Origin of the sequence: Pandoraea pnomenusa (assembly GCF_000767615.3) — a bacterium.
GTDB classification, from domain to species: Bacteria; Pseudomonadota; Gammaproteobacteria; order Burkholderiales; family Burkholderiaceae; genus Pandoraea; species Pandoraea pnomenusa.
The window spans coordinates 4477369-4490368 of sequence record NZ_CP009553.3 but is presented as its reverse complement, the minus strand read 5'-3'; the positions used below and the strand labels follow the sequence as shown (position 1 = coordinate 4490368).

Annotated in this window: 13 protein-coding genes; 6 read left to right on the top strand and 7 right to left on the bottom strand. The window is 65.6% G+C overall.

Annotation, left to right across the window (positions count from 1 at the left end):
- The first annotated feature begins 11 nt into the window (after positions 1 to 11).
- The 4 genes from sctS to LV28_RS44055 are packed head-to-tail and all read left to right on the top strand — an operon-like array spanning position 12 to position 3354.
- Entirely contained in the window at positions 12 to 278 is a 267-nt protein-coding gene (gene sctS / locus LV28_RS44070; protein WP_023597451.1) for a type III secretion system export apparatus subunit SctS, read from the top strand.
- Positions 279 to 282: 4 nt separating this feature from the next.
- Complete coding sequence (sctT, locus tag LV28_RS44065) at positions 283 to 1125, top strand: type III secretion system export apparatus subunit SctT (RefSeq protein ID WP_069106848.1); 843 nt, start codon at positions 283 to 285, stop codon at positions 1123 to 1125.
- Positions 1126 to 1132: 7 nt separating this feature from the next.
- Positions 1133 to 2356, top strand: coding sequence for an EscU/YscU/HrcU family type III secretion system export apparatus switch protein (locus LV28_RS44060; RefSeq protein WP_081326951.1), 1224 nt, complete (start codon positions 1133 to 1135; stop codon positions 2354 to 2356).
- Positions 2353 to 3354, top strand: coding sequence for a lytic transglycosylase domain-containing protein (locus tag LV28_RS44055; RefSeq protein ID WP_052408625.1), 1002 nt, complete (start codon positions 2353 to 2355; stop codon positions 3352 to 3354). The genes LV28_RS44060 and LV28_RS44055 overlap by 4 nt, the downstream gene beginning before the upstream one ends.
- A 7-nt stretch (positions 3355 to 3361) precedes the next feature.
- Here LV28_RS44055 and LV28_RS44050 read toward each other — a convergent pair whose 3' ends face one another.
- The gene (locus LV28_RS44050; protein ID WP_023873178.1) at positions 3362 to 3973 is read right to left on the bottom strand and encodes a glutathione S-transferase family protein; all 612 of its coding nucleotides are present in this window, start codon (positions 3971 to 3973) and stop codon (positions 3362 to 3364) included.
- A 140-nt stretch (positions 3974 to 4113) separates the two neighbouring features.
- On the opposite strand from LV28_RS44050, the gene purB reads away from it, so the two are divergent.
- Both purB and LV28_RS44040 read left to right on the top strand, forming a co-directional pair.
- Entirely contained in the window at positions 4114 to 5487 is a 1374-nt protein-coding gene (gene purB / locus LV28_RS44045) for an adenylosuccinate lyase (RefSeq protein ID WP_023597446.1), read from the top strand.
- Between the two features lie 145 nt (positions 5488 to 5632).
- Positions 5633 to 6082 (top strand): c-type cytochrome, encoded by a 450-nt coding sequence (locus LV28_RS44040; protein ID WP_023597445.1) that lies wholly within the window; start codon positions 5633 to 5635, stop codon positions 6080 to 6082.
- Positions 6083 to 6162: 80 nt separating this feature from the next.
- Here LV28_RS44040 and LV28_RS44035 read toward each other — a convergent pair whose 3' ends face one another.
- The 6 genes from LV28_RS44035 to queA form a co-directional block, all read right to left on the bottom strand.
- Complete coding sequence (locus LV28_RS44035; protein WP_038619880.1) at positions 6163 to 6849, bottom strand: cytochrome b/b6 domain-containing protein; 687 nt, start codon at positions 6847 to 6849, stop codon at positions 6163 to 6165.
- 151 nt (positions 6850 to 7000) lie between these two features.
- Positions 7001 to 7978 (bottom strand): protein translocase subunit SecF, encoded by a 978-nt coding sequence (gene secF / locus LV28_RS44030; RefSeq protein ID WP_023873180.1) that lies wholly within the window; start codon positions 7976 to 7978, stop codon positions 7001 to 7003.
- A gap of 24 nt (positions 7979 to 8002) precedes the next feature.
- Positions 8003 to 9895: a protein translocase subunit SecD gene (gene secD, locus LV28_RS44025; protein WP_023873181.1), complete on the bottom strand. Its 1893-nt coding sequence runs from the start codon at positions 9893 to 9895 to the stop codon at positions 8003 to 8005.
- A 134-nt stretch (positions 9896 to 10029) separates the two neighbouring features.
- Positions 10030 to 10296, bottom strand: coding sequence for a preprotein translocase subunit YajC (gene yajC, locus LV28_RS44020; RefSeq protein WP_231107075.1), 267 nt, complete (start codon positions 10294 to 10296; stop codon positions 10030 to 10032).
- 225 nt (positions 10297 to 10521) lie between these two features.
- A complete protein-coding gene (tgt, locus tag LV28_RS44015) occupies positions 10522 to 11652 on the bottom strand; it encodes a tRNA guanosine(34) transglycosylase Tgt (protein WP_023597440.1) in 1131 nt (376 codons plus the stop codon).
- Between the two features lie 236 nt (positions 11653 to 11888).
- The gene (queA, locus tag LV28_RS44010; protein WP_023873183.1) at positions 11889 to 12971 is read right to left on the bottom strand and encodes a tRNA preQ1(34) S-adenosylmethionine ribosyltransferase-isomerase QueA; all 1083 of its coding nucleotides are present in this window, start codon (positions 12969 to 12971) and stop codon (positions 11889 to 11891) included.
- Positions 12972 to 13000 lie beyond the last annotated feature (29 nt).

Sequence of the window (13000 nt, the reverse complement as noted above, 5' to 3'; positions counted from 1 at the left end):
GGGGCAACATCATGAGCGAAGCGATCGTCGTCAATCTCACGAGCGAAATGCTCTGGCTCACGCTGCTGATGTCGTTGCCGACCGTGGTGGTCGCGTCGGTCGTCGGGGTGCTGGTCTCGCTGATTCAGGCGCTCACGCAGGTGCAGGACCAGACGGTGCAGTTCCTCATCAAGCTGGTCGCGGTGTCGGTCACGCTCGCGGCCACGTACGCGTGGATGGGCCATGTGCTGCTCAACTACGCGGGCAGCACGTTCGAACAGATCAGCCGGATGGCATGAGCGCATGGACACTTCCTTCCTTGGCGGCGCCGACGCCACACTCGGCGGCCTGCTCTCTTCGGCCGGGTCAGGCTTGTTCGAATGGTGCCTGGCGTGGGGCGTGGCCATGTTGCGCCCGCTGGGCCTTGCCATGCTGTTGCCGGTGCTCTCGGTGGGGATGCTCGGTGCCGGCCTGTTGCGCAACGCTCTCGTGCTCGCCCTTGCGTTGCCGGTGGTGCCGCTCGTTCACGCGGCTCCTGAGATCCCGGCACATTGGGGGGGCTGGAGCATGGTGATCGTGCGTGAACTCTGCGTTGGCGGCCTGCTGGGTTTCGCCGCCGCGCTGCCGTTCTGGGCGGTCGATATGACGGGCTACGTGATCGACACGATGCGCGGGGCGTCCATGGCGAGCGTGCTCAATCCGTTGATGGGCGCACAGTCGTCGATCTTCGGCACGGCCTTCACGCAGATGCTCTGCGTCCTGTTCTTCATCACGCCCGCGGCACACATGCTGCTCGCCACGCTCTACGACTCTTACCTCGCCCTGCCGGTCGGTCTGCCCTGGCAGTGGCACGGCGGCGGCCAGGCGTGGGTGTTGTCGTTGTGGCAGGCGATGCAGGTCATGTGCCTGGCCGTGGCGCTGCCCGCGATGGTCGTGATGGTACTGGTCGACATGTCGATGGGCTTCGTCAATCGCGCGGCGCAGCAGCTCAATGTGTTCTTCCTGGCCATGCCCGTCAAGAGTGCCATGGCGCTGCTCGTGACCGTGGCGAGCCTGCCGTTCGCCGTTGCCGTGCCGCTTGCCGGCTGGTATCGCCTGCCCGACGTGTTTCACGCATGGGTCGCGCTGGCGCAGCCGGCTTCGTGAGGCCGGGATGAGCGAAAAGACCCTGCCGCCCACGCCCAAGAAGGTCGCGGATGAGCGACGGAAGGGGCGTGTGGCCAAGAGCGCCGATCTGGCCGTATGCATGCAACTCGGCACGACGCTGGCGTGGCTGACGTTCGAAGGCCCAGCGCTGCACGACGCGCTCGTCGCGCTGGTCTCGCGCATGTTGCAAGTGCTGCGCGATCCGGTCGATGTGGCCGTGCAGGGCATGCTGGGCCCGTCGATGCTGCTGCTCGCGCGTTTCGCGGGCGGGCTCGCCGCGTTGCTGGTGGTCACGACCTGGCTCGCGATGGTGTTGCAGGTCGGCGTACTCGTGGCGCCGGAGGCGATACGGCCGAAATATGAACGTATCGATCCCGTGGCGAAGGCCAGACAGCTGTTTTCGATGCAGTCGCTGTTCGAGTTCGGCAAGTCGCTCGTCAAGGTGGGCGTGCTTGGCGTGGTGTTCTTTTATCTGATCCGGCAATACACCCCCTCGCTCGCGTCGTTGCCCATGTGCGGGCCGTCATGCGGACTCGCGCTCACGGCGCGATTGCTGTTTTGGCTGATGGCTGTGCTGGTCGTGGCGTACGTGGTGTTCGGCGCGCTGGACTTCGCGTACCAGAAGTACCAGTTGCGCAAGCAGTTGATGATGTCGTTCGACGAGGTCAGGCGCGAGTCGAAGGAGGTGGAGGGCAATCGGGAAATCAAGACCCGGCGGCGCGACATTCACCGCGAGACGATCGAGAGCGGGAGCCTTTCCGACAACGTGAACCGTTCCACCGCGGTGGTGCGCAATCCTACGCGCCTCGCCGTGTGCCTGCGTTACGTGCCGGGCGAGACGGCCGTGCCGCTGGTCATCGAGAAGGGGCGCGACGCACGCGCGCGCACCATCGTGCGGCTGGCCGAGCGGGCGGGCGTGCCCGTTGTCGAACACGTGCCTGTCGCGCGGCGCCTGATGGACGAAGTGGAGATCGACGCCCCGATTCCGCCAGATCTGTTCGACGCCGTGGCCGCGATTCTGCGCCTGGCGCTCGATCTGCCATACGAGGTGAGGGCGCAGGAGACTGGCGAGAAGGTCGATGATGACGGCGAGGGCAACGAAGGCGGACAGGTCGGAAGCGGCGGAGAGGGCATGGAGGCCGTAGAGGGCGGCGGCGGGCGCGATGACGACGGTGACGCCGGCGAGTCGATTGAAGACGCTGGACGCGACGAACCGGGAGGTGGCGCGTGAAGCGGGGTGTCGCGCTCGTGCTCGCGGCACTTGCCGCACCGGTCGCGCCGGCGGCCTTATTGCCCCACCATCCTCGCGTGGAGGACGCTCAACTGGCGGTGCCCACCCCACCGACCGCCGTGGCGGAACCGTGGCGTGCGCCGCCACCGTTGGCGCAGGCGCAGGCGCAGGCGCGCGCTGAACGCTCGCCAGGTCCGGCGTCGGCCGCGCCGCCGTTCGACGCGCTGGTGCGCCGCACGGCGCTTGTCACCGACGTCGACGCGGCGCTGCTGCATGCGATCATCGACACGGAGTCGGGATACGATCCGACCGCCGTGTCCGAGCGAGGTGCGATCGGGCTGATGCAGATTCTGCCGCGCACGGGGCAGCGTTTCGGCGTCCGACGTCTGGAGGACCCTGCGGAAAATCTTCGGGCGGGCGCGGCGTACGTGCGCTGGCTGCTCTCCCGATTCGATGGCGACCTGCGTCTCGTGCTCGCCGCCTACAATGCCGGCGAAGGCGCGGTGCTGCGCCATGGGCGACGGGTGCCGCCGTTCGCCGAGACGCGGCGCTTCGTCCAGCGCGTGATGGACGCCTATTCGCGCCTGCAAGACTCCGGAGCGTCGGGCGAGGCGGTGGCTCCTTCCTCGCGGAAGCGGGTCGATGCCGTCGGCTCGGCCGCCCCCTTCGTCGCGGGCGTGCCCAGGGATTCCATGGAGTCCTCCGATCCCTACGATTCGGTTGCCACTGTCGGTGCCGCAGGCAAGGACGCGGCAGGTAAATCGTCTGACGCCGCGCGTCCTTTGCCCGCACACGTACAGACGGCCTCGCCGGTGCCCGCCGCGCGCACGGACGGCGCCGACGCGTCTGGCGCGTGGCGCTTGCTACGGGATCTGGGCGTGCTGGTGACGCGCAGTCCGTCGGCCGAGGCCGAGCGAAAGCGGCGGCGCGACCGTCCCGCGGTCATGTACGAGCGCCCGGTCGGCGCCACGGCACAGTCCGCCGGGCGGGGCGGGTGAGGCGCGCCTAGAGCGTGGGGACGGTGTCGGTCACCGAGGCGCGCGTGCTCATGCGCTCGAAGTGGCGGGCAAGATTGGGATGGGCGTCACGCCACTGGATATCGGGAAAGCGGAAATCGAGATAGCCAAGCGAGCATACGAGCGCCACGTCGGCCAGCGTCAGGCGATTGCCCGCGCACCACTGGCGATCGCCGAGACCGCTTGCCATGGCCTGAAGTCCGGCATCGATCTTGCCGAGCTGACGGTCGACGAGCCGCTGCGAGCGCGATGCCTCGTCGTGAAACATCATTTCGACGCGGATCTGCACGGCGGCGTCGGTCAGGCCGTCGGCCAGGGCCTCCCAGCAACGCACTTCGGCGCGCTCGCGCCCCGACGGCGGAATCAGCTTGCCCACGGGCGACAGGGTGTCGAGGTATTCGCAGATCACCCGCGAGTCGAACACCGCCTCGCCGTCTTCCATGACGAGGCAGGGTACCTTGCCCAGCGGGTTGGACTGCTGGATGCGGGTGTCGTCGCCCCACACGTTCTCGAGCTCGAGCTTGTAGTCGAGCTTTTTCTCGGCCAGCACGATGCGGACTTTGCGAACATACGGACTGGCGAGGGCACCGATCAACTTCATGTGAATCCTTGATATATCGCGATAGCGCGGGGGAGAGTATAACGTGCGGGATGGCCGTCCCCGGGGAATGGTAAAATACTGGCCTTTTCCGAGTTGGCACATCGCCGGCTCCCCGGTTTTCTTTTTCGGTGCCCAGTGCCATGTCCGACGAATTCTCCCCCCTGACCGCGCTTTCCCCGCTCGACGGCCGTTATGCCGGCAAGACCGACGCCCTGCGTCCGTGGTTGTCCGAGGCGGCTTTCATGCGCCACCGCGTGACGGTCGAAATCCATTGGCTGATCGCCCTGTCCAAGGCCGGCTTTGCCGAGATCGCGCCATTTTCGGCCGATGCCGAGGCGTTCCTGCTCAACCTCGCCGCCAATTTCTCGAACGCCGATGCCCAGCGCATCAAGGACATCGAGAAGGTCACGAACCACGACGTGAAGGCGGTCGAGTACTGGCTCAAGGAGAAGGTGCAGGGCCAGGCGGAGCTCGAGAAGGCCAGCGAGTTCATTCACTTCGCCTGCACGTCGGAAGACATCAACAACACGTCGCACGGCATGATGATCAAGGGCGCGCGCGACGAAGTGATCGTGCCCGCGCTCGAATCGCTCGTGACCAAGCTCAGCGAGCTCGCCCGCGAGCACGCCGCGCAGCCGATGCTCTCGCGCACGCACGGTCAACCGGCCTCGCCGACCACGCTGGGCAAGGAGCTGGCCAACGTGGCCGTGCGCCTGGCTCGCGCGCTCGAGCGCGTGCGTCGCGTCGAGCTGCTTGCCAAGATGAACGGCGCGGTCGGCAATTACAACGCCCACCTTTCGGCCTACCCTGAATACGACTGGGAGTCGTTCTCCAGGGCGGTGATCGAAAAGCGCCTGGGCCTCACGTTCAACCCGTACACGATCCAGATCGAACCGCACGACTACATGGCCGAGCTGTTCGACGCCGTGGCCCGCGCCAACACGATCCTGCTCGATCTGAACCGCGACATCTGGGGTTACATCTCCGTCGGCTACTTCAAGCAGAAGACGAAGGCCGGTGAAATCGGCTCGTCGACCATGCCGCACAAGGTCAACCCGATCGATTTCGAGAACTCGGAAGGCAATCTGGGCCTGGCCAACGCGGTGCTGCGTCACCTGGCCGACAAGCTGCCGGTTTCGCGCTGGCAGCGCGATCTCACGGACTCGACCGTGCTGCGCAACATCGGCGTGGCGTTCGGCTACAGCCTGCTGGCCTACGACTCGTGCCTGCGTGGTCTGGGCAAGCTCGAAGTCAACCCGCAGCGTCTGGACGAAGACCTCGACAACACGTGGGAAGTGCTGGCCGAGCCGGTGCAGACCGTGATGCGCCGCTTCGGGGTGCCGAACCCGTACGAGCAACTCAAGGAGCTCACGCGCGGCAAGGGCATCACCCGCGAAGCGCTGCAGGCGTTCATCAAGCAACTGGCGATTCCCGAAGACGCCAAGGCGCGTCTGCTGGAGATGACCCCGGCAAACTATGTCGGTATCGCCGAGGCGCTCGCCAAGCGCGTGTAAGCCTCCGAACTACCGAAGACCCCTCGACTCGCGGCATCTGGCGCCCGCGTCGACCCGACGGGCCGCTTTTGCGGCCCGTTTCGTTTTTTACGGTGCCGGGTTGCTGTGTATCATAGCCGCACAACCCATAAGGAGAACCCCACCGATGAAGCTTACCCTCGCAGTTGCAGCGCTTGCCGCCGCCGTCGTGCCGGCATTCGCACAGGCTCAGTTCGCCAAGGCCGACGACGCCGTGGAATACCGTCAATCGGCCCTCTTCCTGCTCGGCAACCATTTCGGTCGTATCGGTGCCGTGGTCAAGGGTGACGCACCGTTCAACAAGGACGACGTGATCAAGAACGCCGAACTCGTCGCCACGCTTTCCAAGCTGCCGTGGCCCGCGTTCGAGGGCGGTCAGACCACGGCAAGGAGCAAGGCGAAGCCGGAGGTGTTCTCCGACAAGGCGAAGTTCCAGCAAGCTGCCGAGAAGATGGAAACCGCGGTGGCCAAGCTCAACACCGTGGCCAAGGGCGGGGACCTCGCCTCGATCAAGACGGCCTTCGGCGAGGCGGCGCAAACCTGCAAGAGCTGCCACGACAGCTTCCGCGCCAAGTAAGCGCGTCTCGCACGCTGGCCACGCCTGCGAAAAAGCCGGTCATCCGACCGGCTTTTTTCATGGACGTCGAGATCGCGCCGTCAATACGACGGCAAGGCTGCCACGGCCGGGGTCAGGTTGACGACCCGATACACGAGCGCCGAGGCCAGCACGATCAGCACCAGTGCGCCCACGCGCACCCGCCAGTCGTCGCGCGCCGGATGCACGGGCGCGGCGGTGTGCTTGTCCCCCACGATCATCGGCTTGATCAGATCCTTCCTGCGGATCACGCGGTAATAGAGAATCGCCAGCACGTGCAGCGCGACGAGTGCGACCAGTACCCATTGGTTGCGCAGATGCCAGCCAGTGAGCATGTCGCTGGTGTCCTTGTCGATGAACTTCACGAGCGGGCCGTCGTTGAAGATGTCGTCGTTCGAGAACAGGCCCAGACCGGCCTGGATCGCGAAGAACAACAGCATCGCCATCACCGACAGACCGCCGAGGGGCGTGTGACCGGCGAAGCGGGCGTCGGTGTCCGATGTATCGCGCAGCGAGCGCAGGAACGTTGCCGGGCGGGCGATGAACGCCCCGAAGCGGGCATAGCGCGGCCCGGCGATGCCCCACACCAGCCGGAACAGCAGCAGCGCGAGCACGGCGTAGCCGCACCAGAAGTGGTAGATCATCGCGTTGCCGCCTGTTTTGGCCGTGACGTAGGCCGCCACCGCCAGCACGACGAACGACCAGTGAAACAGACGAGTGGGCAGATCCCAGATGCGGACGGACTTCATTGGCGTGAAATGTCGAAATTGGCGAACTTCGCGAGATTACCGCAAGCCCGCCGCGCCTGCACGCGTCACACCGTACCGCACCGCGTGACGGCGACACACGAAAAAAAACCGCCGGGCGAGCCGGCGGTTTCTTCACATCATGTCGCGCGTGTCAGACACGGGCGCCGAAGTTCGGGTCGTTGCGATCGACCCCTGGTTCGTCGTCCTTGCCACCATGCTTGATGAGGTCCTCGCGCTTCACACCGAACCACATCGCGAGCGCGGCCGCCACGAACACCGACGAGTAGATACCGAACAGAATACCCACGGTCAGCGCCAGTGCGAAGTAGTGCAGCGTCTGACCGCCGAAGAAGAACATCGACAGCACCATCATTTCCGTACTCGCGTGCGTGATGATCGTACGCGACATGGTCGTCGTGATGGCGTGGTCGATCACTTCCTGCACCGTTGCCTTGCGCATCTTTCGGAAGGTCTCGCGAATCCGGTCGAAGATCACGACCGATTCGTTCACCGAGTAGCCGAGCACGGCCAGCACCCCCGCGAGCACCGCCAGCGAGAACTCCCACTGGAAGAATGCGAAGAAGCCGAGAATGATCACCACGTCATGCAGGTTGGCGATCACGCCGGCCACGGCGAATTTCCATTCGAAGCGGAACGACAGATAGATGATGATGCCCACGACCACGAAGGTCAGCGCCAGCAGGCCGTCGGTGAACAGCTCGTGACCGATCTGCGGGCCGACGAATTCCACGCGACGCAGCTGCACGTCGGGGGCGTCGGCCTTGAGCGCGGTCATCACGGCGTCGCTCTGTTGCGCGCTGGTCACCTGCTTGCCGTCGGCGCCGCTCTGGATCGGCAGGCGGATCATGACGTCGCGCGAGGTGCCGAAGCTCTGCACCTGCACGTCGCGATAGCCGAGCTTGCCCACTTCGCCCCGGATCTTCTCGAGATCGGCCGCCTGCGAGTAGGCCACTTCCATGACCGTGCCGCCGGTGAACTCGATCGACAGGTGCAGGCCCCGCGTGAGCAGGAAGAACACCGCCGCCACGAACGTGAGCGCCGAGATGATGTTGAAGATCAGGGCGTGCCGCATGAACGGCACGTCTTTCTTGATGCGGAAAAATTCCATGACTGTTTCCTCTCGCGCCTGCGGTTATTGCTCGCCTGCGTCGGGTGCGTTCTTCGCACCGTCCGGGCGCCAGACCTGACCGATCGCCAGCGTCTTGAGCTTGCGGCGGCCGCCGTACCACAGGTTGACCAGACCGCGCGAGAAGAACACGGCCGAGAACATCGAGGTCAGGATACCCAGGCAGTGCACCACGGCAAACGCGCGCACCGGGCCCGACCCGAAAGCCAGCAGTGCCAGGCCGGCGATCAGCGTGGTCACGTTCGAGTCGAGAATCGTGGCCCACGCATGCTCGAAGCCCAGCGAAATTGCCTTCTGTGCCGACGCACCCGCACGCAGTTCCTCGCGGATACGTTCGTTGATCAGCACGTTGGCATCGATGGCCATGCCGAGCGTGAGCGCGATGGCGGCGATACCCGGCAGCGTGAGCGTGGCCTGCATCATCGAGAGCACGGCCACGAGCAGCAGCAGGTTGAACAGCAGGGCGATGACCGAGAACACGCCGAAGAGCATGTAATACAGCATCATGAATACGGCGATGGCGATCAGGCCGTACATCACCGAGTCGACACCCTTTTGCACGTTATCCGCGCCGAGGCTCGGGCCGATCGTGCGCTCTTCGATGATTTCCATCGGCGCGGCGAGCGAACCGGCGCGCAGCAGCAGCGCCAGATCGTTGGCGGCCTGCGCCGAGCCCATGCCGGTGATCTGGAAGCTCTGACCGAGTTCGCTGCGGATGTTCGCCACCGTCAGCACTTCGCCCTTGCCCTTTTCGAACAGTACGATCGCCATCGGCTTGCCGATGTTGTCGCGTGACACGTCGCGCAGGACGCGACCGCCGGCGGCATCGAGCTTGATGTTGACCGAGGGCTGCTGGTGGTCGTCGAAGCCGGCCGAGGCGCTCGTGATGCGATCGCCGCTGAAGATCACCTGACGCTTGAGCATGACCGGTGCGCCGTTGCCGTGCAGGAACAGCTCGTCCTGCGGCGGGACCGGCGTATCGGCCGTGACGAAGCGGGGCGCGTCCGGATCGGCCAGGCGCGCTTCGAGCGTCGCGGTGCGGCCGATGATGTCCTTCGCCTTGGCGGTGTCCTGCACGCCGGGCAACTGCACGACGATGCGGTCCGGGCCTTCCTGCTGGATCACGGGCTCGGACACGCCAAGCTCGTTCACCCGGTTATGCAGCGTCACGATGTTCTGCTTGACGGCGTTGTCCTGCACGGAGCGCCGGGCGGCTTCCGTGAACGTGCCCACCACCTTGAACGTCCCGTTCGGGCCGGGCTGCGTCGTGTAGGACAGATCGGGCAGGCCGTCGGTGAGCGCGCCACGGGCGCGATCGGCGTCTTCCTGCGTGCTGAAGGCCGCTTCGATGCCATTGTCCGTGCGCGTCACGCCGTTGTGACGGATGTTCTTGTCGCGCAGCAGCGTACGGGCGTCGGCGGCCGATGCATCCAGACGCTTGGTGATGGCACCGGCCATGTCGACTTGCAGCAGGAAGTGGACACCGCCGCGCAGGTCGAGGCCGAGGTACATCGGCAGCGCATGAATCCTGGTGAGCCAGTCCGGCGAGGCCGAGAGCAGGTTGAGCGCCACGACGTAGGTCGGGTCGGTCGGATCGGTGTTCAGCGCGGTCTGGAGCAGATCCTTGGCGCGCAGCTGCGTGTCGGTGTCGGAGAAGCGAATGCGCACGCTCGGGTTGTTGCCCGTGCTGTCGAACACGGCACCGTTGTAGGCAATGTTCTGTGCCTTGAGCGCGTCTTCGGCGCGCGCGAGCGTCGAGGGGTCGACCTTGACGGTCGCCTTGACGCTGGAAATCTGTACCGCCGGCGTTTCACCGAACAGGTTTGGCAGCGTGTAAAGCACCCCGATGGCGAGCGCCACCAGAATGATGATGTATTTCCAGAGAGGATAGCGATTCATAGCGGCGGGCTAGGGTGATGCCTCGTGGCAAACCGTGCTTCAGACCGGCTGGCAAGGCAACGCAGGTCGCCAGACCCGCGCCGCCATGCATTGCGGCCGCCTGGGAGGGCGGCCGCATGCGGTTGCGCGAAGGATCAGAGCGCCTTGATGGTGCCCTTCGGCAGCAGGGTCGTGATCGCACCCTTTTGCACGTTGATTTCGACGTTCTCCGCGATCTCGATGGTCACGAAGGTCTCACCGACCTTCGAGATGCGACCGGCCAGACCACCCGAGGTCACGACTTCGTCGCCCTTGGCGAGGGCCGCGAGCATGTTGCGGGTTTCCTTCTGACGCTTCATCTGCGGACGGATCATGATGAAGTACAGCACCACGAACATCAGAACGAGCGGCAGGAAGCTCATCAGGTTGCTGGTCGGGCTGGCGGCGCCAGCCGTCTGAGCGAAAGCATCGGAAATCAGCACGTTCGGTTCTCCTTATGTAAGACGTGTAAAAGCCGCGTGTGGCCGGTGACCCGGACACGCGCGGCGTGTGTTTCGGTGCGAGGATTCAGGATCCAAGCCCGGCATTTTACCACTGCCCGAGCGCCTTCCACGGGGATTCGGTGCCCGTTGCGGAGCCCCGGGCCGTCACTGCACGCCGCGCGCGCGATCGGCCCGGAACTGGGTGACGAACGCGTCGAATCGGTGGGCTTCGATGGCATCCCGCATTTCCTGCATCAGCGTGAGATAGTAATGCAGGTTATGGATGGTGTTGAGCCGCGCGCCCAGAATCTCCCCGGCTCGCTGCAAATGGTGCAGATAGGCGCGCGAGAAGTTTCGACAGGTGTAACACCCGCAAGTTTCGTCCAGCGGGCGTGTGTCGCTCTTGTGCGAGGCGTTGCGGATCTTCAAGTCGCCGAAACGCGTGAACAGCCAGCCGTTGCGCGCGTTTCGCGTGGGCATCACGCAATCGAACATGTCGACGCCCGCGGACACACCCGCCACGAGGTCTTCCGGCGTGCCCACACCCATCAGGTAGTGCGGCTTGTTCGCGGGCAGGCGCGGCGCCACGTGCTCGAGCACGCGCATCATGTCCTCCTTGGGCTCGCCGACCGACAACCCGCCGATGGCATAACCATGGAAGTCGAGCTCGGAGAGCCCGGCGAGCGACTCGTCGCGCAGATGTTCGTACATGCCGCCCTGCACGATGCCGAACAGGGCGTTGGGGTTTTCGAGGCGGTTGAATTCGTCGATCGAGCGCTTGGCCCAGCGCAGCGACATGCGCATCGACTGGCCGGCTTCCGATTCCGTGGCGGGGCGGCCGTCGATCTCGTAAGGCGTGCATTCGTCGAACTGCATCACGATGTCCGAATTGAGCACGTGTTGAATCTGCATCGAGATTTCCGGCGAGAGGAACAACCGGTCGCCATTGACGGGCGAGGCGAATTTCACGCCTTCTTCGCTGATTTTGCGCAATTCGCCGAGGCTGAAGACCTGGAAGCCGCCGGAGTCGGTCAGGATCGGACGGTCCCAGCCCATGAAACGGTGCAGGCCACCGTGCGCGGCGATTGTCTCGAGGCCCGGGCGCAGCCAGAGGTGGAACGTGTTGCCGAGAATGATCTGGGCGTTGTTTTCGACGAGTTCGGCGGGCGACATCGCCTTGACCGAGCCGTAGGTGCCCACGGGCATGAAGATGGGCGTCTCGACCACGCCGTGGTTGAGCGTGACGCGTCCCCGGCGGGCCTGCCCGTCGGTGGTGATGAGTTCGAACTTGAGCATGTGTCGTGCGCCCCGGCACTACCGGCAAAACAAGCCGGCGCACGCGCGGGGGCGTCAAAAAGCGGCCAGCGCCCCATGCGCGGCCAAGGCGCCATTGTACCGGGTCGAATGGCGCTCGATGAGAACGCCCCACCGGCCGGCGGGGCCGGGTGCGACGGCCCACGCATGCGATGGGCCCCGATCGGCGGCCGACGCGCCCGCCCGCGCGCGGCGGCCCGCCGCGCATATCGCGTCTCTCAGGCCGCGGCCAGGGGGGCGTCGTGCATTTCCACGCGCGAGAGGATCATCGCGTCGCCATAGCTGAAGAAGCGGTAGCGCTGCTCGATTGCGTGCCGATAGGCCGCGCGGATCGTCTCCATGCCCGAGAAAGCCGACACCAGCATGAGCAGTGTCGACTTGGGCAGGTGGAAGTTGGTGATCAGGCGATCGACCACCTGGAACCGGTATCCGGGCGTGATGAAGATGTCCGTCTCGGCGCTGCCCGGGCGAAGCGTTCCCGGTGCGTCTCCGGCGACGAGCGCGGCCTGCGCGGCCGATTCGAGCGCCCGCATCGACGTCGTGCCCACGGCGATCACTCGCCCGCCGCGGGCGCGGGTGGCGGCGATGGCCTGCACGAGCTCCGGCGTGATTTCGTACCACTCTGCGTGCATCTTGTGCTCGTCGATGTTCTCCACGCGCACCGGCTGGAAGGTGCCGGCGCCCACGTGCAGGGTGAGCGTGGCGCGTTGCACGCCGAGTGCGTCGAGACGGGCGAACAAGCTGTCGTCGAAGTGCAGGCCGGCCGTGGGGGCCGCCACGGCGCCCGGATTGCGGGCGTAGACCGTTTGGTAGCGTGTCTCGTCGGCGGCGTCGGCGTCGTGCTCGATATAAGGTGGCAGCGGCAGGCGGCCATACGTCTCGAGCAGCGTGTAGCAGTCGTCCGGGAAATGAAGTGTGTAGAACGGCTCGACGCGCTCGCCGACCGTCACGTCGAAGGCATCCGCCAGGCGAAGCACGGTGCCCGGGCCGGGACGCTTGCTGGCGCGGATCTGGGCCAGCGCGGTGCGGCTGTCGATCACGCGCTCGACGAGCACCTCGATCTTGCCGCCGCTTGCCTTCTGGCCGAACAGGCGCGCCTTGATGACGCGCGTGTCGTTGAAGACGAGCAGGTCGCCGGGGGCGAGCAGACCGGGCAGGTCGGCGAAGCGGCGGTCGTACAGATGCGGTGGCGTGACACTGCCGTCGACCTCCAGCAAGCGGCTGGCGGTGCGCTCGGCGAGAGCGGTCTGCGCGATGAGCTCGGGCGGCAGGTCGAAATCGAAATCGGAGAGGGTATACATCAGCGTTTACAATGCGTAGCAACCGCCAT

Bases quoted from the DNA above. Each gene is read 5' to 3' on its own strand.
- secD (WP_023873181.1), bottom strand. From the start codon at position 9,895: ATGAATCGCTATCCTCTCTGGAAATACATCATCATTCTGGTGGCGCTC.
- LV28_RS44060 (WP_081326951.1), top strand. From the start codon at position 1,133: ATGAGCGAAAAGACCCTGCCGCCCACGCCCAAGAAGGTCGCGGATGAG.
- yajC (WP_231107075.1), bottom strand. From the start codon at position 10,296: ATGAGCTTCCTGCCGCTCGTTCTGATGTTCGTGGTGCTGTACTTCATC.
- LV28_RS44040 (WP_023597445.1), top strand. From the start codon at position 5,633: ATGAAGCTTACCCTCGCAGTTGCAGCGCTTGCCGCCGCCGTCGTGCCG.
- secF (WP_023873180.1), bottom strand. From the start codon at position 7,978: ATGGAATTTTTCCGCATCAAGAAAGACGTGCCGTTCATGCGGCACGCC.
- LV28_RS44035 (WP_038619880.1), bottom strand. From the start codon at position 6,849: ATGAAGTCCGTCCGCATCTGGGATCTGCCCACTCGTCTGTTTCACTGG.
- purB (WP_023597446.1), top strand. From the start codon at position 4,114: ATGTCCGACGAATTCTCCCCCCTGACCGCGCTTTCCCCGCTCGACGGC.
- LV28_RS44050 (WP_023873178.1), bottom strand. From the start codon at position 3,973: ATGAAGTTGATCGGTGCCCTCGCCAGTCCGTATGTTCGCAAAGTCCGC.
- tgt (WP_023597440.1), bottom strand. From the start codon at position 11,652: ATGCTCAAGTTCGAACTCATCACCACCGACGGGCAGGCCCGCCGGGGA.
- queA (WP_023873183.1), bottom strand. From the start codon at position 12,971: ATGTATACCCTCTCCGATTTCGATTTCGACCTGCCGCCCGAGCTCATC.
- sctT (WP_069106848.1), top strand. From the start codon at position 283: ATGGACACTTCCTTCCTTGGCGGCGCCGACGCCACACTCGGCGGCCTG.
- sctS (WP_023597451.1), top strand. From the start codon at position 12: ATGAGCGAAGCGATCGTCGTCAATCTCACGAGCGAAATGCTCTGGCTC.